A 24,806-nucleotide genomic window follows, 5' to 3' on the forward strand; every position below is an offset into this window, starting at 1 on the left:
AGTCCGCGCCAGCGGGAGTAAATTTCTTCAAAAGGTAACAAAAGTAACAGCTTTTTCAGTCATCTGCTAATCTGCTAATCCGCTAATCTGCTAATCAAAATTTCAAAGAACTATCAGCTAAAAGCTATATATAGATAAAGATTTTCATTATAGATCACCATTATTCCGGAATTTCCCTCAAATAAATAATTTCTATCTTTTATTAAGACTTTATTCTGCCAACTATTCCGTACCTTTGCCGTTGCTAATCAAATTTAACCGAATTGTGAAATATAATTTCGACCAGATAATCGACCGAAGAGGAACAAATGCCCTTAAAACAGATGCTTTAGAGCCACGATACGGCAACCCTGACCTTATTCCGTTGTGGGTGGCCGATATGGACTTTTTGTCACCTCCGGCCGTTACCGAGGCCATTGTAGAACGGGCAAAACATGGTATATTCGGATATACCTGTCCGTCGCAGGCATATTATGATGCCATAATGAACTGGGTGGACAAGAAACACGGCTGGAAAATAGAGCAGGAGTGGCTGACATTTATTCCCGGTATCGTTAAGGGAATCGCTTTTGTTATCGACTGTTTTACAACCAAAGAGGATAAAGTAATTATCCAGCCGCCGGTTTATCATCCTTTTCGTATTATACCTACATTACATCACCGGCCTGTGGCAGATAATCCGTTGATATTGGAAGCCGGGCAATACAGGATGGATTTGGCCGGATTGAAAAAGATGATAGATTCGTCATGCAAGGTACTTATCCTTTGCAATCCTCACAATCCGGGGGGACGGGTGTGGACACGGCAGGAACTGGCGGATATAGCCGAAATCTGTTATGATAATAATATACTTGTTATCTCGGACGAAATTCATTCCGACCTTGCATTTACGCCGCATAAACATATTCCTTTTGCCTGTGTGTCGGAGAAAGCTGCTCAAAACAGCATAACATTTATGGCACCGAGCAAGACATTTAATATAGCGGGTATAGTAAGTTCCTACTCTGTTATCCCTAACAAAGAACTGAGGGATCGGTTTAATGCTTATCTTTCGAGCAGCGAACTGGAAGAAGGACATATTTTTGCCTACCTTGCCGCGCAGGCTGTTTATGAACACGGGGATGAGTGGCTTGCCGAAGCAAAGGAGTATATCTGGAAAAACATTACTTTTGTAGATGAATACCTGAAAGAGAACATTCCTCAAATAAAGGTTATGTTGCCGCAGGCATCTTTCCTCGTTTGGCTCGATTGTAAAGAACTCGGCCTCCGGCAAAAAGAATTGGTTTCGCTATTCGTGAAGGATGCCAAATTGGCACTTAACGATGGTACCATGTTCGGGCAAGGAGGAGAAGGATACATGCGCCTTAATGTAGGTACGCCTTTGTCAAATATCCGGAAAGCGTTGGATAATCTTAAAAAGGCAGTGGATTCGAAACAAATTGATTAAGAAAGTTGTTTTAAAGCAAAATCAGGCACGATTGTTGCATCAAAGAATAAACAAAAGAGTCTCAACAGACTTTGGTTATTAATTAAACAAACAAATACTTAAAAATGAAAATTTCAACAAATAAGTTTGTTTCTTTATCTTATGATCTTAATGTAGGTGAAGGTGAAGAACGTGAACTAATGGAAAGAGCTACAGCTGAGACTCCACTTGAATTTATCTACGGAACAAACTCGATGCTCGAGGCTTTTGAAAAGAACCTCGACGGATTGGCAGAAGGCGATTCGTTCGACTTCGTACTTACTCCGGACGAGGCGTACGGTGAATACGACGATGATGCATTGGTAGACTTACCCCGCCATATATTTGAACAAGATGGTAAATTAAACGAGGAAGTGATCTTCGAAGGTAATATGGTGCCGATGATGGATTCGAATGGCAATCGTCTGAACGGTTCTGTTGTAGAAGTTAAGGACGATGTTATCAAGATGGATTTCAATCATCCGTTAGCGGGTGAAACATTGAACTTCTCCGGTAAGGTTCTTAATGTCAGAGAATCTACTCCGGAAGAAATAGCCGCTTTATTTGCTCCTCAGGGAGGTTGCGGCTGTGGTTCAGGTTGTGGCTGTGGAGACGGTGAAGACGACTCTTGCGGTTGCGGCGGACACGAAGAAAAAGAAATGGCCGGAGCAGGTGGATGCGGTTCAGGCTGTGGTTGCGGCGGACACTAAAATAAGATTTTGATTATATAATAGAGGACAGGTCTGAAGGCCTGTCCTTTTTGTTTCTATCTATGATCTTTGGATATTTTGCTTATTGGCTGGCATCATTCAGTTTGTCCATATCCTCTTTATCCAGGCTCAGATCTACAGCTTTCAGTATATCGAGCTGGCTGGCTTTGGATACACTGGCTATAGGCGCAGTAATGGAAGGGTGAGCTATAAGCCATGCTAGAGCTACCTGGGCAGGAGTCGCGTTCAGCCGTTCCGAAACCTGAGTCAACGCATCCATAATAAGCCTCCCTCTATCGTTCATATATTCGTTTACTGCATCGGAGCGATTACCCTTAACTTCTTCATCAAACTTGTATTTACCGGTAAGGAAGCCGCTCGCTAATGAATAATAACTGACTACACCGAGTCCGTACCTTTCGGCTATACGCTCATATTCTGATTCATACTTATACCTGTCGTAGAGATTATATTCGGGTTGCAGGCAGATATATTCGGCATAGCCGTTATCCTTACTTTTATGAATGGATTCCACGAGTCTTTCAGCGCTCATATTCGAAGCTCCTATATAGCGGACTTTACCTTCTTTTACCAGTTGGGAATAAGCCTCCAGCGTTTCTTCCTGCGGAGTTGTAAGGTCATCGTAATGAGAAAAGTACAGATCTATATAATCGGTTTGCAGGCGTTGCAACGAGGCTTCGGCCTGTTTTAGTATATACTCTTTTTTCAGTCCTTTACTATCCGGAGAAAGCGCCGCGCCTACCTTAGTGCTAATAATAAAGTTTTCTCTCTTTCCTGATCTCTTCAGCCAGTTACCAATGATAGATTCCGATTCCCCGCCTTTGTTCCCCGGTGCCCATGCAGAATATACATTTGCCGTATCTATGAAATTAAATCCGGCGTCAGTGTATGCATCAAGGATTTCGAACGATGCCTTTTCATCGGCTGTCCAGCCGAAAACATTTCCTCCCAGGCAGAAAGGATATACTTCCAGTTTTGATTTTCCTATTTTTCTTTTTTTCATTTTAAGGTATAACTAGTTAATAATGATGTTAAAACAAATGGGAAGATGGGAAAGTTTAGCATATAGATTGAGCATTAAGAATAATTTTATTCATTTATATATTTGCTGCCGATTTGCTGATATATTAAATTCTCAAATTAGAATTTCCGTTCCATCACGACATATTCATATCCGTTTTTTGAGAAACGCTCATCCGTTTCCCCATACCCGAATTTCTTGTAAAAACCAGCTGCATTTGCGCGGGCATTGCACCAGATCCTGTCGAATTTCATATCATTGGCATAATCTATAAGCCACTTCATCAGGGCCGAAGCAAAACCTTTTCCCTGCATATCATTTCGGGTTGCCAGCTTGCGGAACTGTATATCTCGTCCGTGAAGAAAAATAGACATGACAGACAGCAGTTCCTCATTCTCATATGCTCCGATATGTAACCCCCGTTCATCATCTGGTAACTTTACAAATTCCGTATCCTTGTCCGGATACATTACTTGTTGACGCATGTTGAGTACATTCTGGTATGGAGCTTCGGCTATTATCATGATCTTAAAATTTATAACTTAGAAGTAAACGGCCTTCCGATGTTTTGGAGAATACATTATCGAAATACCTGTAATTGGTATCCCGGGTATAATTACTATATATCCCTGTCAGATATAGATGTTCGGTCATTTTCAGATCTGCTCTTAAGCTGAAAGCATGCAGTATGGCTTGTGACCTGTCGCCCTGATAGTCGAACTCATGGACATTTATATTTTCCCAGTCCACATTTTCGGGATAGCCTTTCCATGTGAACATACGATACATCTCATAAGAAGTGGATACACTGATTTTGTTCTTATAGGTCAGGCTTCCTCCTATCTTGGAACTGAATCCGCTTGCCAGATTATAATTTCGCTTGTCCACTACATAATGATCGCTGAGCGTACCTCCTAACAGGACAAGGGTACCGTGCATAAAGGCAGTGAATCTTAAATTTTTCCATCGCTTATTCTCGTATATAAATCCCGAACCTGCAGAAGCCGGAGTACAGAATTTGTATGGAATCTGGCCCGACACATCGGATATCGTATCGGAATCGTAATAATCGAAATGCTGATAGAATCCGAAGCTAAGGAAATCCTTCTCGTTATCGATAACTTCTGTTACATAAAGACGCCCTAGTATATTCAACTGGCTAAGTAATGGTTGTGAACCCTGTACATTCAGGTTGCTGCGGAACGAAAAGTAATCGTAAGGCTTTTCATTCTCGGTGGCAAAGCGGTCTCCATATTCGATATTGATATCCACAGCGGCGCCGACCCCTTTATCCAGTATCTGTCCCTTCAGTTCCAGCGCCCGCACACCGGTACCTATTTCCACAGATACATCCGGCACTCCGAACTGTTTACCCGTGGTGGAGCGTTTACGCCATGCATCACCGTTCAGTACACGGGTAAGGCCCCGGGTAGGAGCAATAAGGAAACCGGCCAATTCACGTCCGAAGCGGTTCATCCCTTCTCTCCGGTCGTCAAGGACCAAATCGGATGTGCGGTAAAAAACCTCTCCTAATGCAAGCCCGCCTACAGGGGTAGCTATAATATCATTGAATGAAGGATATTCGTTTTCCATAAACAATTCCCACATGGCGCTCCCTCCAAGGGCGAAGGCGCCTGATTCCCAGAAGTTGTATCCCCGCGAACGCGCCGAATTGAAATAAAGATTGCCATGGTAGGGATGCAGGAACATATTGTTGCCCATATCATCATTATCCCATACCCACTTATGCTTAATATTTTTTCTGATGGTATGGATGTCAATATACGCATAGTCCTGTTTGGCTACATATCTGTTGAATGCCCATAACCCCATATTGAAGGAAAATATCTGGGTTGCAGCACCAAGCCCTTTCTTTTTGGAGTAGAAGGCAATATCTATAGAGTCGGCAGGTTTCGAAGGAACCACTGTTTTGTGTATGGCAAATTGGGAATATGCCGATACAGCGGTTATAATAAATATAACATGGGTAGTGATAAGTCTTTTATACATAAATGTATGTCTGATATTCAAATCATTTTAAGTGTGTAAAGATAAAATAACTAAAGAATCAACAATAATAATGTTAAAAAGTTTAGAAAATGGAGTATAAAGTAATAAACTTCTATCCTTAGATAAAAAAGTAACACCGGAGACAATTAAAAATTCTTCTCCTGCAAGTTATAGCTATGTTTTGAAAACCTGAAATCAGACACTATTCCCTCATTTTCGGCTTTCCACTTTTTACCTTCATTGTAAGTCCTCCTCCAGGCAGGGTTGTTAAGATCTCGACTTTGTTTTGTTATTTTGTGCTGTCATCCTTTAAGTATAAAATATTGTACATAGCGGATTCCGGTAAATCGATTTTTAACGACTTACCTGTTTTTTTAAAATAAACATGTAAATTTGGACTATGTTAAAGCAGATTATTTTAGTCAGTGTAGGAGGTGCAGTAGGCAGCGTTATGCGCTTCCTCGCCTCAGTATTGATAACGCGCTCCGAACCGTTCCCGTTTCCTGTGGCGACATTCGCAGTCAACATACTGGGCTGCTTTTGTATTGGCATATTCGCAAACCTTATACCTTCGAATAATCTTCGCATCCTGCTTATAACAGGGTTCTGCGGAGGCTTTACAACTTTTTCCACATTTGCCAGCGAAACTTTAACATTAGCCAACAACAACCAGATGGCAATGGCCTTTGTTTATACATTATCCAGCTGTGTGTCGGGCATTGGCGCGGTATGGTTGGGAATGTATGTTAGTAAATGATAAGTTGTAAGTGATGAGTTGAAAGTATATAACTCATAACTAATTTTAACTCTTTTCCTTATGAATAATACACCTAAAATCCGTCTATAATATATTGAGAGAAAATACAAAACATAATAATATGAAGAAGCAATTATTGATTAGTCTGTTCTTTTTATTGAGCATCAGTATGATAGCACAAACATCAAATAAGAAATATGAAAATGAGTGGAAACAGGCAGAAGATTATGAGCAACAAAGTCTTCCGCAATCGGCAGCCAAATCTGTCGATGAAATTCTGCAAAAGGCTATTTCCGATAAGAATACCACTCAAGTGGTCAAAGCCCTGATCTATAAAAATAAGTATAAGAAACAAATAGACAGAAGCGATAATGAGACTATTTTCACAGATTTACAGGCTTTATTACCTCAAACTACCAATACGGAAGAAAAAGCTTTGCTGCATTCAATGTTAGCTGAGTTATATTCCGACTATTATAACAGCAACCAGTGGCAGATAAACCAGCGAACCGATTTGCAGGATATGGTTCCCGAAGATATGAAAGAGTGGAGCAGCAATATCTTTATGAATAAGATTATCGGGAATCTTGATTTATCGGTAAAAGATATCACAACGCTTAAACAATCCACAACCAAGACTTATGACGACATTATACTCTTAGGTACTGACGGTCAGAAATACTATCCTACTTTATATGACTTCCTGATGGAACGCGCTATTCAGATAGCGAAGAGTATTGAGGGAATGGGTTACCGGGAATATGATGCAACGCTTACGGGGGCAAGTCTGGAGCAACTGGCAGCCCCGGCAGATGAATATATCAAACTCAATATTGGCGCCGGAGCGGATAAGCGGCAAATAATCTATCTGTATTACCAGCAATATATGAAGGATTTACTGAGCCGTAATATGATACCGACACTTGTTTTCACGGAGATCGATAAGGCAAACTATCTTAGTCGGAATTCCCGTACATTGTCTGGTGATAAAGTATTAGACATTTTCATCGCTTTGGAAAAGAAATATGAGAACAATGAAGCGTCTACTGAGATTATAAATAAGATAGTAGATTCATATACCGGAACTCAATCAGCCGATGTAAGAGAAAAGATTTACACATGGATAAAGAAAGGTATAGATAAATATCCGGCATCATACGGGGCAAAAGTGCTTCAAGCCAGATTGAATGAAATGGAATATCCGTCCCTGACAATAAAAGGAAATCAGTTACAGTATCCGAAACAACCGTTTCAACTGATATTGATACATAAGAATTTACAAGCTTTGACGGAAAAGCCGGATTTCAAATTATATAAAGTAGAAAACGGAAAGTACAATCAGGTGAAAGATATTCAGTTGAACCTGATTTCTAAAGCTGCCTATCAGCAGGACACATTATCTATAGATCTAGGTGTCTTACCTGTGGGAAAATATTCCTTTAGTTGTCGTTCGAAAGATAGTTTGGAAAATGATAATGCGAAGGATAATTTAAATTTACAAATCAATAATACATTCGATTTTACTGTATCTTCATTAATTACACTGTCCCGCAACAGTGCCAAAGATGAATACGAAATACTTGTAGTAGACCGTATGACAGGCAAACCTGTAAAAGATGCCACAGTTAAAATATATACCTATGAATATCCCAATAGTAAAACTGCTCAGAAGTTAATAACAATACTTAAAACAGATGCTTTGGGGCTTGCCGTTTACAATGATAAGACGATCACTACAGATCAGTACCGTTATAATATAGCTACATATAAGGTTGAATTAGGAGCTGATTCCTGCTTGCGGGCAGAAACCTTATCGGCTCAGAATTACAGATGGAACCAGATTCAGCAAGACGGAGATGAAGAGGCCATCAGTATATTTACGGACAGGAGTATTTACCGTCCGGGCCAGACCGTTTATTTCAAAGCAATAGCCATAGATAATGGTTCTAAATTGCTGGCGAATAAAGAATATACTGTTGAATTATACAATGCAAATGGTGAATCTATTGCTGAAAAGGAAATCATAACAAATGAATTCGGCTCTATATCCGGCGAATTTGTCTTGCCGCAAACAGGTCTTTTGGGAGGATATCACATTGAGATAGACGACGCTTCAGCCTATTTTAATGTAGAAGAATACAAACGTCCTACCTTTGAAATAACCTTCGATAAAGTAGATAAAACTTATACATTCGGGGAAGAGGTGACACTGAAAGGCTATGCCAAGAACTTTTCGGGCATCAGTTTACAGGGTGCCGATGTGAAATACAATATAACCCGTGAGCAGTTTAGCTTCTGGTATTGGCGTTCAGGTAACACCACACCTTTTACGGATGGTATTGTGAAGACAAACGATGACGGTTCGTTCGAAATTACATTCACTCCCGAAGCCGGAGATGGCAACAGGGCACTTCTGCGTTCCATCAATGACAAGCAGATATATACATTCAACATTACAGCTACGGTTACGGATGTGAATGGCGAAACACAGTCGAACACTTATACCCTAACCGTAGGGAATGTGTCGATGCTAATTAATATCGATATACCGCAACAGATGGAGAAAGCAAGCGACTACGAACTCAAAATCGCAGCCCGTAACTTGCAGGCACAGGATATTGAAACTTCGGGGACTTACGAAATATACGCGCTGGATGATAACGATTCTATAAAAAGCAAAGTATTGTCCGGTTCATTCAAAACTGGAGAGCAAACCGAGTTGAAAGCCAGATTGAAATCATTAGCGTCGGGTAAATATCAGTTACAGGTGAAAGCATTGGATAGTAAAGGAAATGAAGTGAGTGAAAAGCAGAATTTCGTACTTTATTCTTATGCTGATAAGAAACCACCAGTAAAGACAAATGAATGGCTGATAACGAAGAATCTGTTATTTGAGAAAAACAAGCCGGCCGAAGTGATATTCGGTTCATCGGAAAAAGATTCATATATCCTTTATCAGTTGTATAATAATAAGAAGGTATTTGAAAAACGTTTCGTAAAACTCAGTGATGCGAACCAGACATTCACCGTGCCTTACAAAGATGAGTATGGTGATGAACTGAAAATGACATTCACATCGGTAAGGGATGGTAAACTTTATAATAAAGAGGCTTCATTGTATAAGAAAACAGATTTGCCGGATACTCAATTGAATATTAAACTGGAAGTATTCCGTGATAAACTGCGTCCGGGACAGGCCGAAATATGGACTATAAGCGTAAAAGACACTACAAACCAACCTGTATTGGCAGAACTGCTGGCTTCGATGTATGACACTTCTCTCGACAAATTATATCCATATACGGCATGGGCGTTTAACCGCCCTTATACAAGCCGGGAATATGTAACGCCTGTAAATTACAGTTTCCCATGGTATAGTAACGATTATACCCGATTGTTCAATTTCTATTATAAATCTCAATATGATATATCGATTCCTGAAAGGACAAAAGATATTATCAACTGGTTTGATTTTATATATTCATACGGACGGAATAATACATTGGGAGATATCCCTAGGCAATATTTGAACTATTCCGATGATGAAGTTGTCGTTGTCGGATATGGTACTCGAAAGACACATATGCTGACTGGTTCAGTTTCGAATGTGTTGCAAGGCCGGGCTGCCGGAGTGGCTATTGCCGCACCGCAGGCTATGCTTGAAGAATCTGTTGTAGTTGCTGATTCGGCAGGAGGTGTAGAAAGTTTATTGGATAAACTTGATCTTTCAAATCCGGTTGCTTCTGCCTCTCAAATCCGCCAGAATTTCAACGAGACAGCATTCTTCTTTCCTCAGTTGAGGACTAACGAAAAAGGCGAGACCCTTATATCTTTCACTGTACCCGAAAGCAATACTACATGGCGTTTCAGAGCATTGGCTCACGATAAAGATGCACGTGTAGGTACATTAGAGCAGATGGTGATTACCCGTAAAGAACTGATGGTGACGCCTAATATGCCTCGTTTTGTCCGTCAGGGAGATAAGACAAGTATTTCCACTAAAATTTCAAATCTTTCGGATAAGTCTTTATCCGGAGATGTACATATCGAATTCTTTGACCCTGCAACTGATAAAGTAATTGATTTAGGCCTTGCAAACCAAAAACAAACATTCTCTCTCGAAAAAGATGCCTCTACATCAGTTAGCTGGATATTCGATATTCCTGCCGGCATAGAGCTGATAGGTTGCCGCATTGTAGCACAAAACGAATCGTTCAGTGACGGTGAGCAACATGTATTGGCTGTATTATCCAATCGTATGCTGGTAACCGAAAGCATGCCGATAGATATTACGAAGCAGGGCACAAGTACGTTCACATTCGATAAACTATATAACAATACATCAAACACAGCGAGCAACTATCGCCTGACATTGGAATACGCATCCAATCCGGCATGGTATGCGGTACAGGCATTGCCGACTATGAGCAATCCGTCGAATGAAAACGCCGTGAACTGGTTTGCCAGTTATTATGTGAATACATTGGGATCTTCGATTGTCCGCCAGTATCCGAAAGTAGCTTCTATGATACAGGCTTGGCAAAAGCAGGGAGGAGATAAGCAAACGCTCGTTTCCAAACTTCAGAAAGATGAAGAACTGAAAGCTGTCTTACTGGAAGAAACGCCTTGGGTACTCGATGCCAAAGACGAAACAGAGCAAATGCAACGCCTGTCTCTGCTATTCGATCTGAATAATACAAAACAACAAACCGATGCAGCCACAAGGAAATTAGCGGAACTAATAACAAATGACGGAGGCTGGTCGTGGTACAAGGGACTTTATCCGAGCCGTTCGGTAACTCAGTATATACTCTACGGATATGCTAATTTGCAAAAAACAGGACAGGTGGAGTATCCGCAGGAGATAAAAGAAATGCAAATGAAAGCATTGAAATATATTGATAATCAGATTGCGGAAGATTTCAAAAACCTTAAAAAGTATAATAAAGATTGGGAAAAGGTTACGACTATTTCTACCAATCAGCTCGAATTTGCTTATGTGCGCTCATTCTATCGTGATATACCGATTAGTCAGGAAGCACGTGCTGCCGAGCGTTTCTATACAGATGTGGTAACTAGGAACTGGACTAAATTGAACCTGTATGAACGTTCTATCCTTTCGGTTGTGCTGAAACAAAACGGAGAAAAAGAGCAGGCAAACAAGATTGTAAAATCAATCAGGGAACATGCCGTTAAGAATGCCGGACTGGGCATGTACTGGCCAAACAACCGCAGCAATGTATTTATGTCATTATCTGCTATCAGTGTACATACATTCCTGATGGACGCATTGGAACAAAATGGTGCATCTAAAGAGGATATGGATATGATGAAACGCTGGTTGCTGAATCAGAAGCGTACACAAGTATGGGAATCCACTCATGCGTCTATTGATGCTATCAATGCCTTGTTACGCTTAGGTACGGATTGGTTTGCAACAGAACCCGCTCCGACGGTAATTAAGGTAGGAAGTCAGACTGTACAACCGGAGAATAAAGAACTGGGGACAGGCTATTTCAAACAAACATGGAATAAGTCGGAAATAGCGAATGATATGGGAAGAGTGGAAGTAACCACCTCCTCTTCCCAGCCTGCTTATGGTGCTATATACTGGCAGTATTACGAAAATCTGGACAAGATAACAATACAAAAAGGCGATCTGAATGTTAGCAAGGAGCTATTTAAAGAGAATGTATCGGCAGCAGGAAAAGGTTTGACCCTGATAACTGAGTCGAACCCGCTGGCAGTCGGTGATAAAGTGATTGTCCGCTTGACAGTACGCACCGACAGGGACATGGATTTCGTACAACTGAAAGATATGCGTGCGCCATGTTTTGAACCGCAGCAGACTATTTCAGGTACAAGATGGGCAGGCGGTCTGATATACTATCAGATGGCGAAAGACGCATCCACTAATTTCTACTTCGACCATTTGCCTAAAGGCACATATGTATTGGAATATCCTGTGTATGTAAACCGTACAGGGGAGTATGCGAATGGGATCACGACTATTCAATGTATGTATGCTCCTGAATTTGTATCGCATACGCAGGGTATAAAAGTGACGGTGAAAGAATAGTAAATATGATATAAAAGACCTTTTACAGCTAAAACTACAGGTACATGAAAACATTCGGCTCTATCATATTAGCCACATTCCTACTGGTTGGGCTTGTATCTTTTATCAGATACAAGTCTTGCTACAGTGGGACAAATCAGACGGAGCATAGAAATACAGAAGATGAAAAGCAACTAGCTTTTACCCGGCTTAAATCCAAAGCTGATTCAGCTTTGGCCTATTGCAAATCGAAAGGTTTCAATACTGAATACTGCTATCTCATCGATTTTAGTATCCATTCCGGGAAGAAGCGCTTCTTTGTCTGGGATTTCGCTAAAGATACGATCAGGTATTCGGGACTTTGCTGCCATGGCTATGGGATGGAAAGTACACAGGCAAAGCCTGTATTCAGTAATGTGGAAGGTAGTTATTGTTCTTCGTTGGGAAAGTATAAGATAGGAGCACGTGCATACAGCAGCTGGGGTATCAATATCCACTATAAGATGCATGGACTGGATAAGACAAATAGCAATGCTTTCAAACGTTGGGTAGTATTACATTCTCATACTCCTGTTGCCGACCATGATATTTATCCCGGACATCTGCCACTGGGCTGGAGTCAGGGATGCCCTGTTGTCAGCAACGAGATGATGCGTAAGGTGGATGAGATGCTCAAAATATCTAAAAAGCCTGTATTGATGTGGATATATATCTGAATTATATGTTACGGATACAATTAGGGGCAGGAGATACCCCTGCCCCGTCATTTTTAGCTCTTATAACGAGCATTTTTTATTCTTTATTTTTGTATAAATATTGGATAGATAGCATCTTGAAGTGAAGGACCGTATGTATGTTCCCAATTATTTTCAGGATATACATGATCAATGTGTTTAACGAATTCTGTTGAGCTTTCTATTACTTCCGTAGGCAAACCGTTACTATCATATTTGAATGCATATGCAAAGGTTTCTTTACTTGTAAATTCTCTTTCAACCGTTGTTTTGTCTGAACTTGTATATGTTTTTGATTGTGAGTCTATTGTGTAGGTTATGACTTCATTTCGGTTACGGCTCAATATCAGATATTCGGCCTCTATCGTCAGAAGTATGCATTCCTGAGGCAACAGGGAAAAGAAATTTACATTTTTAGAAGTATTCACAGAGAACGTATATACACTTTTATATGTAGTATAGGAAGGAATTCCTTGGTGAAACGATTCTACTGTAACCGGTTGTATATTCCCGTTGGCATCATAGATTACATCATAAGTCTCATTTTCATTCTCTTCAACCCATAGCTTGGTTAATTTCGTCAGGTTGCCGTTATTCCATGTAATAGTATATATTTCTTCTTTTGTAATACCATCCAAGGCATACACTACCCATTCAATGACATTGCCATTGTCATCGTATTTAAAATCATAAGTATCTGTTTCCTGCCTGTCGTTATCATTGTGATATACATCTGTAAGATTCACCCTCGCCGTTTTACCGTTTCGTGTGAACTTGTAAGTCGAGGTTTTGTAGAAATTTTTACTATCAGTATCGTATTCCTTATATACGATTTCGGTAAGCTGATTGTTGTTGTCATAAGCAAATGTACTAAACGGCACTTTCTGGTCGTCTATTAACCTTTCTAATTTAGTTATCAGTGTAGTTTTCTTTTCCGGTTCCGTAATTATATCATCATCGTTACTACAAGCCGAAAAGATGCATACGAATAAAAGAGTTACAATAAAGTTTTGTTTTTTCATAAATTTGTAAATTTTGTGTTAAAAAAATAATGCGACAAAAATAATATTTATATTGTAATGGTATTCTGAAATTATTGTTAAAATATCAATATCTAATTGATTTTATTCTTACATTTGTGAATTATTTAGATTAAATGAACTTAAAAACTACATTCGATTAACAAGTAAATTTAGAATTAGGAATATGAAAAAGATTGGACTTATCCTGTTTGCATTAGTGCTATCAACAGGTTTTATCGCAGCTCAGGACGGTAAAAAAGCACCTAAGGTAACTTTTCAAAAAGCAGTACATGATTTTGGTAAGGTTGCGGAAAGTGCCGGTTCGGTAAGTTGCGAGTTTATTTTCAAAAATACAGGTACGGCGCCTTTCCTTATCCAAAGGGTACAGGCAAGTTGTGGCTGCACCACGCCGGATTATACAAACGAGCCGGTATTGCCCGGCAAAGAGGGTAAGATTAAAGTAACTTATTCTACGACTGGCCGTCCGGGGACATTCAACAAGGATGTTACAGTATTCTCTAATGTGCCGGACTCAATCTACCGATTGAATATCAAAGGTGAAGTTATTCGTAAATAATTAACCTTTAGAATATAAGAATAGGATATATCCCGAATAAAGGGGTATATCCTTTTTATTTTACAGGGAATATATGAGAAAACTTATCATTTTACCATTATTGCTCCTGCTTTTTGTACTCCGTACGGTAGCGCAGGATATGACGTCATACCCTGTCGGAGTAAGGAAATTGATGAATGCTTATCCTTCCCGGATTAAAGGATATGACGGAGCGTCTCTCATCATGTATGACGGTTCTAAAATTAGATACGCTGAGGGAGTAAAGAAGAGTCATGGCGAATTGATGAACAGCTCCGATTTAGGTGATATCTTTGCATATGATTACAAACAAGGGGAGTTGAAGGATATACCAAGGAACTATGACCCCGGGCGGATACGTAACGAAGGACTATTAAAGAAAATGTATGGCGCTACTTCATCCGAAGTGCAACAAAATCTTGTTACAATCGCATGGTGTCCCAATCTTATAAACCAGAAATTAAAGGTTACAAACATAAACGGGGTAGACAAACAGCTACAGAAAATCTCGGATGAGTTGGACAAACACCCCGAATTCAAAGACTATCTTCATAGTGCAGGGACTTTCAACTGGCGGAAGGTACGGGGAACTGATCGTATGAGTTTCCATAGCTTCGGTACCGCAATAGATCTGAATGTGAAGTATTCCGACTATTGGCAATGGGACTGCCGTTGTACATCAGAAGACATGGCTGTGAAATATAAGAATCGTATACCACAGCAGATCGTAGATGTTTTCGAGAAGTATGGCTTTATCTGGGGCGGGAAGTGGTACCATTATGACACAATGCATTTCGAGTACAGACCGGAATTGCTGGTTGAAGACTGATTTTTATATAAATGAGTCTGACGCTATACTAAATATTGGTATCTTTAACACAATTATATATCAACACAATGAAGAAACTATTTCTAGCCTGTTTTTTTATGGCTTTTACGTCCTCCTTATTTGCTCAGAAAGAGCAGTATCCTCATGAGAGGGATGCATTCAGGGTTATGAGCTACAATATCCGCAATGCCCGTGGTATGGATAATATAACCAACTATCAACGGATAGCAGATATAATAGAATCCGTATCTCCCGATGTACTGGCTATTCAGGAGCTCGACAGTGTAACCCGGCGCAGCAATGGGATTGATGTTCTCGGTAAATTAAGTAATCTCACCGGGATGCATGCCGTTTATGGAGCTGCCATCTCATTTCAGGGAGGGAAATATGGCGTAGGGATATTATCTAAAAGAAGTCCTTTATCGTCAAGAAATATACCACTGCCGGGAAAGGAAGAACAACGTACACTCCTTATAGCCGAGTTTGAAAATTATATTGTCTTTGCCACACATCTTTCTTTAACCAAAGAAGACCGCAAGTCTTCAATTGAAATTATAAACCAGCAAGCGAAAGCATATGGCAAGCCTGTTTTTCTGATCGGAGATTTGAATGCAGAGCCTGATTCGGAAGAGATAAAACTTTTGTCGTCCGAATGGAAAATCCTTAATAATGTAGAATACATGACTTTTCCGTCCGTCAGTCCCGATAGGGTTATCGACTACATTATGGGATATACGGCAATAGGAAGCACATATCCTGTATATCATGCTAAAGTGTTGGACGACAGCATTGCATCAGACCACAGGCCATTATTTATCGATATAGCACCATAATATATTTTAGGGCTTATTCATAAAAATGCCTTATCTTTACGCAATTACTAAATAATCTATTACAATTAGCCATAATTCTATGTCAATTAACAAAAAGATCACGAAAGCCATCGTGCTGGGCTCGGGCGCACTTAAAATCGGGCAGGCCGGAGAATTCGACTACTCCGGTTCACAAGCTTTAAAAGCTTTAAAAGAAGAAGGGATTTATACTGTATTGATTAATCCCAATATTGCAACTATCCAGACTTCGGAAGGTATTGCCGATAAGGTTTACTTCTTACCTGTAACTCCTTATTTCGTTGAAGAAATAATAAAGAAAGAGAATGTAGATGGTATCTTGCTCGCTTTTGGAGGACAAACAGCTCTTAACTGTGGTACGGAACTATATCTGAACGGTACTCTTCAAAAGTATGGAGTGGAAGTAATGGGTACTTCCGTGGAAGCGATCATGGCTACCGAAGACCGCCATCTGTTTGTAGAGAAACTGAATGAGATAGATGTGAAAACACCTGTCAGTCAGGCTGTGGAAACAATGGAAGACGCCATTGTTGCTGCTAACCGTATCGGTTTCCCCGTGATGGTACGTTCTGCCTATGCCTTAGGCGGTTTGGGTAGCGGCATCAGTAACAATCTGGAAGAGTTCAAGACCTTGTGTGAAAGTTCGTTTGCCTATTCCAGACAGATACTGGTAGAAGAATCTCTCAAAGGCTGGAAAGAAATAGAATTTGAGGTGATAAGAGATAAGAACGACCACTGTTTCACCGTTGCCAGTATGGAGAATTTCGACCCCCTTGGTATTCATACGGGGGAGAGTATCGTTGTGGCACCTACCTGTTCCCTGGATGAGAAAGAGTTGACCATGTTGCAGGAGCTTTCCAAGAAAGCCATCCGCCATATCGGTATCGTAGGGGAGTGTAATATCCAGTATGCTTTCAATTCCGAAACTGACGACTATCGTGTTATAGAAGTAAATGCGCGATTAAGCCGTTCTTCGGCATTGGCATCGAAAGCGACAGGTTATCCATTGGCCTTTGTTGCGGCGAAACTCGCATTAGGTTATACTCTCGACCAGATAGGAGAGATGGGTACGCCTAATTCAGCTTATGTAGCCCCTTCGCTCGACTACCTGATCTGTAAGATTCCGCGTTGGGATTTGAGTAAATTTGTCGGAGTTTCACGCCTTATCGGTTCCAGTATGAAGTCGGTAGGTGAAATAATGTCTATCGGAAAAACCTTCGAAGAGATCATCCAAAAAGGGCTTCGTATGATCGGGCAGGGAATGCACGGTTTTGTAGGTAACCGTGAATTGGAATTTAACGATCTTGATGAAGAACTTTCGAACCCGACCGACCTGCGTATATTCGCTATTGCCAAAGCATTTGAAGAAGGATATACCGTAGAAAGAATACACGACCTGACTAAGATCGACCCGTGGTTCCTCGAGAAGCTGAAAAATATATATGACTATTCACTGATCCTGAAAGATTATAACAGTATAGAAGATGTTCCGGAACCAGTACTGCTGAAAGCAAAACATCTCGGATTTTCCGATTTCCAGATTGCGCGCTTTGTAGAAGATCCTGATGGCAACGTAGAGAAAGAATCTCTTCGTGTACGCGCTCTTCGTAAGAAGATGAATGTACTGCCGTCTGTAAAACGCATCAATACAGTTGCTTCCGAAAATCCCGATTTGACGAATTACCTGTATATGACATACGACAGGAGTGAACACGATGTGCCGTATTTCAAGAATGATAAATCCGTTGTGGTCCTTGGTTCGGGGGCGTACCGTATAGGCAGTTCGGTAGAATTCGACTGGTGTTCGGTAAATGCCGTACAGACAGCCCGCAAACTGGGGTATAAATCTATCATGATAAATTATAATCCTGAAACCGTATCTACGGATTATGACATGTGCGACCGTCTTTATTTCGATGAATTATCATTCGAACGGGTACTCGATGTTCTCGATCTGGAAATGCCTAGGGGTGTAATTGTATCTATGGGAGGACAGATACCGAACAACCTTGCCATAAGGTTACATCGTCAGGATATTCCGATTTTGGGAACATCTCCATTGTCTATCGACAGGGCTGAAAACCGTCATAAATTTTCCAGTATGCTCGACCAGCTTGGTGTAGATCAGCCTGCATGGAAGGAATTGACCAGTTTGAGCGAGATTCAGGGATTTGTAGAGAAGGTGGGCTATCCCGTACTGGTGCGTCCGTCTTACGTCCTCTCAGGCGCGGCGATGAATGTATGTCACGATGCCGAGGAGCTGGAGACATTCCTGACGCTGGCCGCAAAGGTTTCGAAAGAATATCCGGTAGTGGTTTCCCAGTTTTTGCAAAATGCAAAGGAAATAGAATTCGACGCCGTAGCTAAAAATGGCGAGGTCGTGGAATATGCTATTTCGGAACATGTGGAGTTTGCCGGAGTACACTCGGGTGATGCGACACTTGTTTTCCCGGCTCAGAAGATATATTTCGAGACTGCCCGCCGTATCAAACGGATAAGCCGTAAGATAGCGAAAGAGCTAAATATAAGTGGACCTTTCAATATTCAGTTTCTGGCTAAGAATAACGATGTGAAAGTAATCGAATGTAATCTCCGGGCCTCTCGCAGTTTCCCTTTTGTATCTAAAGTATTGAAACGCAATTTCATTGAGACGGCTACACGCATTATGCTGGATGCATCTTATGAAAAACCGGATAACTCAAATTTCGATATCGACTGGATTGGTGTAAAAGCTTCCCAGTTCTCATTCTCCCGTCTGCATAACACTGACCCTGTTCTCGGTGTGGATATGTCTTCGACCGGCGAAGTCGGATGTCTGGGAGATGATTTCAGTGAAGCCTTGCTGGTATCGATGATCTCAGTCGGATATAACATTCCGAAGAAGAGTGTTATGGTTTCGTCCGGTGACAGTAAATCGAAAGTAGACTTACTGGATGCCTGCGCCATGTTGCAGGAAAGCAATTACGATATTTACGCTACAGCCGGAACAGCGCAATTCTTGGCGGATAACGGTGTCAAGGCAATGGTGGTCAGCTGGCCGGATGAAGAAAAGGAACACAATGTGATGGATATGATGTCGAATCACAAGTTCGAGCTGATTGTCAATATCCCTAAAAACCATACACGTCGCGAACTTACCAACGGCTACAAAATCCGCCGCGGAGCTATCGACCATAATATCCCGCTAATAACAAACGCACGGTTGGCGAGTGCATTTATTCAGGCCTTTTGCGAAATGAAGGAAACGGATATTCCGATTAAGAGCTGGCAAGAGTATAAACTGTAATTAGCTAAGGCTCAAATATCACAGGGTTGTTCTTTGAGCAACCCTGTTTTTTTGAATCCTTAAATAGGGGTTTGTATGTGATAACACAGAGACGAAAAAAACGGGAACGTGTTTGAGCCTATCTCCCGGTTCGTATTATACCGTATTCAGAGCGAGCCTTTCCGTTTCGTCTTTTCATCTGTTGCGGGTCGGCCTATGAAGCGGATCGTTAAAATATTTTTGGTTTCTTTTGGGGATTTGGACAAAAGGGACACAAGCAATCTTCGGTTGCACCTGGCTGAAAAGAATCCAATGATTTCATACAGCAATCAAAAATAACGACTGGTGATTGACATAACTAAAGAAGAACATATTCCTAAAAAAGACTTATCTTTGTTACCCTATCACTGATTTCTATGGATAATTTACTGGATCATCTTAATGAGCAGCAGCGCGAAGCTGTTGAATATATAAACGGGCCTTCCCTAATTATTGCAGGGGCTGGTTCGGGTAAAACGCGCGTGCTGACATATAAAATAGCATATCTTTTGCAACAAGGCTATATGCCTCACAGCATACTTGCTCTTACATTTACGAATAAGGCAGCGCGTGAAATGAAAGAACGTATCGCCGAGATAATCGGTTGGAAATATGCGCGTTATTTATGGATGGGAACTTTTCACTCCGTGTTTTCCCGTATCTTACGTACCGAAGCCGGGAAAATCGGATTCAATTCCAGTTTTACCATTTTCGATTCGGCTGATTCCCGCAATATGATTAAGACTATAATCAAGCAGTATCAACTGGATGATAAAATCTATAAGCCGGCCAGGGTGCAGGCTATGATATCTAACGCAAAGAATGCGCTGATTTCCCCGCAGATGTATGCGCAAAACAAGGAGTTGCTGGAATACGACCAGCGTTCGAAGATGCCGGTACTGAAAGATATTTACAGAGATTACAATAACCGGCTGAAAGCATCCAATACCATGGACTTCGATGACCTGTTGTTTTATACTAATGTTTTGTTTCGTGACCATCCCGATGTATTAAAAAGCTATCAGGAGCGTTACCAGTTTATACTTGTAGACGAGTACCAGGATACGAATTTTGCACAATATCTTGTTGTGAAGCAGCTTGCCGATGCGCACCACCGTGTATGTGTAGTGGGTGACGATGCGCAGAGTATCTATTCGTTTCGCGGAGCGAATATAGATAATATACTTAAATTTAAGGAAGTTTATCCTGAATCGAAGTTGTTTAAATTGGAACAGAATTACCGTTCCACCCAGAATATCGTTAATGCTGCCAATAGTCTTATTCAACAAAACCGTGAGCAGATAAAGAAAACGATATATTCCAAGAACGACGAAGGGGAACGTATTGAGGTTGAAAGCGCCTACTCCGATATTTTGGAAGGTGAAATTGTATCGAACAAAATATGGGATATCCGTCGCGAAAAGAAAGCCTCATATAGTGATTTCGTCATCCTGTACCGTACCAATGCCCAGTCACGTATTTTCGAAGAGGCATTGCGAAAAAAGAATATTCCATACCGTATCTATGGCGGCCTGTCGTTTTATCAGCGCAAGGAGATCAAGGATGTGATCGCTTATTTTCGTATGGTGGTGAACCCTTACGATGAAGAAGCTTTCCGGCGTATCATTAATTTTCCTACACGGGGGATAGGCGACACCACATTAAATAAAATAGCCGCTGCGGCCCGTGCGCATAATGTGAGCCTGTGGGAGATAATCGGCGATTCCTTAGGCTATAATCTCAATGTGAATGCCGGTACTGCTAAAAAACTGAGTGCGTTTAGAGAACTTATCGAAAGTTTTATCGCCCGGTTGCAGGAATTGTCGGCTTATGATCTGGCATCCCGGATTGTAAAACAAAGCGGTATCGCTACCGAGGCATACCAGGATCAGACGCCGGAAGGTATGAGCCGTCAGGAAAATTTACAGGAATTATTGGGCGGTATTCATGAATTTTGTGAAAGCCGTAGGGAAGAAGGGCTGGGGGGGATAGGATTGATGGATTTCTTGTCCGAAGTATCATTGCTTAGCGATCAGGATACGGACAAGGAGGCTGATAAGGAAAAAGTGACAATGATGACTGTTCATGCATCTAAAGGATTGGAGTTTAAGAATGTGTTCGTTGTAGGATTGGAAGAAGATCTCTTTCCGTCGTCAATGGCAAAGAATGAATTCCGGGGCCTGGAAGAAGAGCGCCGCTTGTTCTATGTCGCTATTACCCGGGCAAAGGAATATTGCATGATTACATATGCTAAAAGCCGTTTCCGGAACGGGCAAATAAATGCATCGAATCCAAGCCGTTTCCTTCGCGATATAGATACCTGCTATCTGAACGTAATCGGTGGGGGATTCGGAGTACTCAACCGTCCCGAAACATATACAAACGATTTGCATGATTACACGAATACTCTCCGTACATCATATCCTGAAAGCCCGGTAACTCAGAGGCAGCCAATAGCTCCGCATCAGGAGGCTGGTTTTCCTCCGGCATCTCCCCGTTCCAATTTTGTGAATGCGCGCAATGCTACCCCGAGAGCTTCGGCGGGAGTGAATTCAGGTGAAGTACAGGTTGGTGCAGTAATAAAGCATGAGCGTTTCGGTGTAGGTAAGGTGACTGCGGTAACAGGTGATCCCGATAGCCGAAAAGCTACAGTTGAATTTGAGAATTCGGGTGTGAAGCAGTTGTTGCTGAAGTTTGCCCGGTTCGAGGTTGTGGGATAGGAGGTGAAACATAACAATAGAGATGATGAAAACAGAATATGAAAAGTGTATGATGGGAGAGTGGTATAATTGCCATGATAGTATTTTTCTGGAGATGAAAGAAAAATCCCGGAGGATACTGTCACAATACAATGCGCTTCCTTATCATTTCAAATCTGAGAAATATAGCCTTTTACAAGAATTGTTTGGAAGTACAGGGTCGAATGTATCCGTTGGCAATCCGTTTATTTGTGACTATGGATGCAATATCCATATAGGGAATAATGTTTCGGTAAATATGAATTGTACTTTTGTCGATTGTAATAAAATAACGATAGGCAATAATGTCCTTATCGCGTCCAATGTACAGATTTATACGGCAACACATCCCATCGATCTGCAAGATCGCCTAACACCTGATTGGAATAGAGAGAGTGACGAATACTTCTGCCGGACTCTGGCCTTGCCTGTTACCATTGAAGACGGGTGTTGGTTGGGTGGGGGAGTTATAGTTGTGCCGGGGGTTACTATTGGCAAAGGTTCCGTTATCGGTGCAGGTAGTGTCGTCACAAAAGATATTCCGTCCAATAGCCTTGCAGTCGGGAATCCATGCCGGGTGATGCGCTCAATAAACAGATCTGAATAAGTAATGATTCTTTACTTAGCTTTTTACTTCACCGGGGAAAAGTTATTTTTTCCAGAATTTCCATGATGGCTTTTTCTTTTCCTTACCGGTCTTTTCAGTAATAATATTTTCTGTGGCTTTTTCCTTTTTTTCGGAAGGCTGGTAGTGTGGCATATATATAACCGGTACGTCGAATCTGGCATTATTCATATCTTCTGCTTTAGCCCCGTCTTTCAAAGCATTATTGTATGCATTGAATTCCGCACTTTGGATAAATAGATTTTGAAAATGCTCCTTATTTACACAGCCCTCTTTCATTATTTTCTCAGCGAGCAGATATGATGATGTATAGATGGGTTCATCATTGAGGCTGATGGTCTTTTCATTTCCAGTTCCATCTGTAATAATAGCTTCATCTGAAAATTCTGCCGTGGTGATACCCTTTAGAAATACACGGCCGAAAGCCAGAGGTATGAACGCATTTGCTTTCTCTGCATCGGATAATGAGAGGCCATTTTCCATCATTTGTCGTTCTATAGCCATATCGTCTTCGCCTGCCATCCAGGCCATTGTAGCGGCTACATGGCTTATATCCAAATTGTCTTTCAATACTATGAAGACCCGTATGGAGAAGAAATCCTTGTAGGTTGGGAAATCGAATCTAAATACAGTTTTCTCTACACTCGTCCAGACATCATTATCGAGAAGTATTTCACCCGAAATTAATTCGCTTTCGGATTGTGCATAGTACAGCTTTACCCAATGTGTCCCTTCTTCCAGCGTTTGGCTTTGTATGATATCTTCAAGTTGTTGGAGCCAACGTAGAGGGAGCGGATCGGGATGTTTCCCTCTGGTTGTCACATTGCTCATGGTAACATCGTATATGCGTCCGTCAATAGCCCATTGATGATTATTGATCTGATCGTCGAATTCTTTTGTAAAAAAAGCAGAAAGCAAGGTGTGGAAAGAATTTGTGAGGAAATTTTTCCATGCGTCTTTTATTGCGGAACACTCATTCGTACCCATTCCCGCGCACGATTCTATAATGACTTTCCCTAGCCCTATTTCGAGATGTATGTCTAACTGTAAAATGATGGCCTTTGTAGAAGATGAACGGTTAAGCATACATGTCCATGCCGTCATATGCTGGCGGGGGAATATAATCAAATCGTTTTCTATATTACATTCAATATTATGTTTGTGAAAAGCCTCAGCCAGAAAACTGTTGAGTTGCGATTCATGTTGCATCAGTTTATTATCGTTCATTGGGTTCAAATTTATTATCGTTTAGTTTTTCCATCAAAAAAGAATAGCTTATATGATACTTTTCCAGTCGTTGGATATCCTTGTCTGTGATCTCCCGTAATCTGGTTATATCCATATTGTCTTTAAGGTCGGCGAGTTTGACTGTTGCAGCTATCGGGAATTTGGCTATCTGCTCTATGTATGCATTATACGCGGTATCGGGAGAATAGGATAATACAAGGAGTTGATTTATCAGGGCTTCGGGGATATCCTCTGCTCTCAAATCATCAGCAGTAATATCGGTATCTTCCATAATGTCGTGCAGGATAGCTACAATTTTTTCTTCAATTGTATTTACATTATTCATCACTCTCAGAGCATGGAATATGTATGGTTCACCTCCTTTATCCGTTTGTCCGTAATGTGTGTTTACCGCAATCCGGATTGCTTTTTCTAATATGTTATCCATTGTGTATGGAGCTAATTGTGCTAGTTTTCGGTTGTTGTTATATCCATTATATGGGCATTACAAATCTAATTAAAAATAGGAAAAACAGAACTATCCCTCTTTATTTTAACATCGGGTTGAGGTATGATTGAACTGAAAAAAAAGCAGTGCTTATTCCGGATTTAATTTATAAGTATTTGTCCATACTTGTTTTTATTGTTTTTTTAACATAATAAAGCGCAGCAAAAGTGTCTCTTATTGCATCTTTCATATATAAAATATTGAATGGAAAAGATAAATGTCGTATATTTGTTTATTCTCTGTTAATATTTTATCGATGTTTGTATTAAACCTTTTTCAGGTTAGGAAGTCTAATTTTATAAAGACCGGCAAAAAGTTGTCAATAACACAA

The 24,806-nt window shown here is 40.9% G+C and carries 17 protein-coding genes; 11 read left to right on the forward strand and 6 right to left on the reverse strand.

Translation table 11 applies throughout. The features are described 5' to 3' along the window. The first annotated feature begins 265 nt into the window (after nucleotides 1-265). Entirely contained in the window at nucleotides 266-1,447 is a 1,182-nt protein-coding gene (locus ACFO6W_RS12970) for a MalY/PatB family protein (RefSeq protein WP_379997076.1), read from the forward strand. Between the two features lie 104 nt (nucleotides 1,448-1,551). After that, nucleotides 1,552-2,175 (forward strand): FKBP-type peptidyl-prolyl cis-trans isomerase, encoded by a 624-nt coding sequence (locus ACFO6W_RS12975; protein ID WP_379997078.1) that lies wholly within the window; start codon nucleotides 1,552-1,554, stop codon nucleotides 2,173-2,175. A gap of 82 nt (nucleotides 2,176-2,257) precedes the next feature. Here ACFO6W_RS12975 and ACFO6W_RS12980 read toward each other — a convergent pair whose 3' ends face one another. From ACFO6W_RS12980 to ACFO6W_RS12990, 3 genes are all read right to left on the reverse strand, one after another. Then, nucleotides 2,258-3,199, reverse strand: coding sequence for an aldo/keto reductase (locus ACFO6W_RS12980; protein WP_379997080.1), 942 nt, complete (start codon nucleotides 3,197-3,199; stop codon nucleotides 2,258-2,260). 137 nt (nucleotides 3,200-3,336) lie between these two features. Further along, nucleotides 3,337-3,741, reverse strand: coding sequence for a GNAT family N-acetyltransferase (locus ACFO6W_RS12985; protein ID WP_379997082.1), 405 nt, complete (start codon nucleotides 3,739-3,741; stop codon nucleotides 3,337-3,339). A 4-nt stretch (nucleotides 3,742-3,745) separates the two neighbouring features. Continuing rightward, nucleotides 3,746-5,227 carry a DUF3943 domain-containing protein gene (locus tag ACFO6W_RS12990; protein ID WP_379997084.1) on the reverse strand — a complete coding sequence of 494 codons (1,482 nt, stop codon included), beginning with the start codon at nucleotides 5,225-5,227 and terminating at the stop codon, nucleotides 3,746-3,748. Between the two features lie 400 nt (nucleotides 5,228-5,627). Here ACFO6W_RS12990 and crcB point away from each other — a divergent pair, with 400 nt between their 5' ends. The 3 genes from crcB to ACFO6W_RS13005 all read left to right on the forward strand — a co-directional run bounded on the left by crcB (nucleotide 5,628) and on the right by ACFO6W_RS13005 (nucleotide 12,758). Further along, entirely contained in the window at nucleotides 5,628-5,984 is a 357-nt protein-coding gene (gene crcB, locus ACFO6W_RS12995; protein WP_379997086.1) for a fluoride efflux transporter CrcB, read from the forward strand. 121 nt (nucleotides 5,985-6,105) lie between these two features. Then, complete coding sequence (locus ACFO6W_RS13000) at nucleotides 6,106-12,063, forward strand: alpha-2-macroglobulin family protein (protein ID WP_379997088.1); 5,958 nt, start codon at nucleotides 6,106-6,108, stop codon at nucleotides 12,061-12,063. Between the two features lie 44 nt (nucleotides 12,064-12,107). Further along, nucleotides 12,108-12,758 (forward strand): murein L,D-transpeptidase catalytic domain-containing protein, encoded by a 651-nt coding sequence (locus ACFO6W_RS13005; RefSeq protein WP_379997090.1) that lies wholly within the window; start codon nucleotides 12,108-12,110, stop codon nucleotides 12,756-12,758. An 83-nt stretch (nucleotides 12,759-12,841) separates the two neighbouring features. Here ACFO6W_RS13005 and ACFO6W_RS13010 read toward each other — a convergent pair whose 3' ends face one another. Continuing rightward, nucleotides 12,842-13,798 (reverse strand): hypothetical protein, encoded by a 957-nt coding sequence (locus ACFO6W_RS13010; RefSeq protein ID WP_379997092.1) that lies wholly within the window; start codon nucleotides 13,796-13,798, stop codon nucleotides 12,842-12,844. 184 nt (nucleotides 13,799-13,982) lie between these two features. Here ACFO6W_RS13010 and ACFO6W_RS13015 point away from each other — a divergent pair, with 184 nt between their 5' ends. The 6 genes from ACFO6W_RS13015 (at nucleotide 13,983) to ACFO6W_RS13040 (ending at nucleotide 22,722) form a co-directional block, all read left to right on the forward strand. Beyond that, on the forward strand, nucleotides 13,983-14,375 hold the full coding sequence (locus ACFO6W_RS13015) for a DUF1573 domain-containing protein (protein WP_379997094.1): 393 nt from the start codon (nucleotides 13,983-13,985) through the stop codon (nucleotides 14,373-14,375). A gap of 73 nt (nucleotides 14,376-14,448) precedes the next feature. Continuing rightward, nucleotides 14,449-15,222: a M15 family metallopeptidase gene (locus ACFO6W_RS13020; protein ID WP_379997096.1), complete on the forward strand. Its 774-nt coding sequence runs from the start codon at nucleotides 14,449-14,451 to the stop codon at nucleotides 15,220-15,222. Nucleotides 15,223-15,290: 68 nt separating this feature from the next. After that, on the forward strand, nucleotides 15,291-16,055 hold the full coding sequence (locus ACFO6W_RS13025) for an endonuclease/exonuclease/phosphatase family protein (protein ID WP_379997098.1): 765 nt from the start codon (nucleotides 15,291-15,293) through the stop codon (nucleotides 16,053-16,055). 79 nt (nucleotides 16,056-16,134) lie between these two features. Continuing rightward, nucleotides 16,135-19,359 (forward strand): carbamoyl-phosphate synthase (glutamine-hydrolyzing) large subunit, encoded by a 3,225-nt coding sequence (gene carB / locus ACFO6W_RS13030; protein WP_379997100.1) that lies wholly within the window; start codon nucleotides 16,135-16,137, stop codon nucleotides 19,357-19,359. 395 nt (nucleotides 19,360-19,754) lie between these two features. Next, nucleotides 19,755-22,097: an ATP-dependent helicase gene (locus tag ACFO6W_RS13035; RefSeq protein WP_379997102.1), complete on the forward strand. Its 2,343-nt coding sequence runs from the start codon at nucleotides 19,755-19,757 to the stop codon at nucleotides 22,095-22,097. A 25-nt stretch (nucleotides 22,098-22,122) separates the two neighbouring features. After that, entirely contained in the window at nucleotides 22,123-22,722 is a 600-nt protein-coding gene (locus ACFO6W_RS13040; protein ID WP_379997176.1) for a sugar O-acetyltransferase, read from the forward strand. Nucleotides 22,723-22,764: 42 nt separating this feature from the next. On the opposite strand, the gene ACFO6W_RS13045 is transcribed toward ACFO6W_RS13040, so the two are convergent. Both ACFO6W_RS13045 and ACFO6W_RS13050 read right to left on the reverse strand, forming a co-directional pair. Then, nucleotides 22,765-23,967 carry a DUF6348 family protein gene (locus ACFO6W_RS13045; protein WP_379997104.1) on the reverse strand — a complete coding sequence of 401 codons (1,203 nt, stop codon included), beginning with the start codon at nucleotides 23,965-23,967 and terminating at the stop codon, nucleotides 22,765-22,767. Beyond that, nucleotides 23,957-24,415, reverse strand: a complete 459-nt coding sequence (locus ACFO6W_RS13050; RefSeq protein ID WP_379997106.1) for a GTP pyrophosphokinase — start codon at nucleotides 24,413-24,415, stop codon at nucleotides 23,957-23,959. Before ACFO6W_RS13050 ends, ACFO6W_RS13045 begins: the two co-directional genes overlap by 11 nt. Nucleotides 24,416-24,806: the final 391 nt, after the last annotated feature.

It is taken from the genome of Dysgonomonas termitidis (assembly GCF_042654545.1).
Lineage (GTDB): Bacteria > Bacteroidota > Bacteroidia > Bacteroidales > Dysgonomonadaceae > Dysgonomonas > Dysgonomonas termitidis.

Bases quoted from the DNA above. Each gene is read 5' to 3' on its own strand.
- carB (WP_379997100.1), top strand. From the start codon at position 16,135: ATGTCAATTAACAAAAAGATCACGAAAGCCATCGTGCTGGGCTCGGGC.
- ACFO6W_RS12980 (WP_379997080.1), bottom strand. From the start codon at position 3,199: ATGAAAAAAAGAAAAATAGGAAAATCAAAACTGGAAGTATATCCTTTC.
- ACFO6W_RS12990 (WP_379997084.1), bottom strand. From the start codon at position 5,227: ATGTATAAAAGACTTATCACTACCCATGTTATATTTATTATAACCGCT.
- ACFO6W_RS13010 (WP_379997092.1), bottom strand. From the start codon at position 13,798: ATGAAAAAACAAAACTTTATTGTAACTCTTTTATTCGTATGCATCTTT.
- ACFO6W_RS12985 (WP_379997082.1), bottom strand. From the start codon at position 3,741: ATGATAATAGCCGAAGCTCCATACCAGAATGTACTCAACATGCGTCAA.
- ACFO6W_RS13000 (WP_379997088.1), top strand. From the start codon at position 6,106: ATGAAGAAGCAATTATTGATTAGTCTGTTCTTTTTATTGAGCATCAGT.
- ACFO6W_RS13035 (WP_379997102.1), top strand. From the start codon at position 19,755: ATGGATAATTTACTGGATCATCTTAATGAGCAGCAGCGCGAAGCTGTT.
- ACFO6W_RS13045 (WP_379997104.1), bottom strand. From the start codon at position 23,967: ATGAACGATAATAAACTGATGCAACATGAATCGCAACTCAACAGTTTT.
- ACFO6W_RS13005 (WP_379997090.1), top strand. From the start codon at position 12,108: ATGAAAACATTCGGCTCTATCATATTAGCCACATTCCTACTGGTTGGG.
- ACFO6W_RS13025 (WP_379997098.1), top strand. From the start codon at position 15,291: ATGAAGAAACTATTTCTAGCCTGTTTTTTTATGGCTTTTACGTCCTCC.
- ACFO6W_RS13050 (WP_379997106.1), bottom strand. From the start codon at position 24,415: ATGGATAACATATTAGAAAAAGCAATCCGGATTGCGGTAAACACACAT.
- ACFO6W_RS13015 (WP_379997094.1), top strand. From the start codon at position 13,983: ATGAAAAAGATTGGACTTATCCTGTTTGCATTAGTGCTATCAACAGGT.
- ACFO6W_RS12975 (WP_379997078.1), top strand. From the start codon at position 1,552: ATGAAAATTTCAACAAATAAGTTTGTTTCTTTATCTTATGATCTTAAT.
- ACFO6W_RS13040 (WP_379997176.1), top strand. From the start codon at position 22,123: ATGAAAACAGAATATGAAAAGTGTATGATGGGAGAGTGGTATAATTGC.
- crcB (WP_379997086.1), top strand. From the start codon at position 5,628: ATGTTAAAGCAGATTATTTTAGTCAGTGTAGGAGGTGCAGTAGGCAGC.
- ACFO6W_RS13020 (WP_379997096.1), top strand. From the start codon at position 14,449: ATGAGAAAACTTATCATTTTACCATTATTGCTCCTGCTTTTTGTACTC.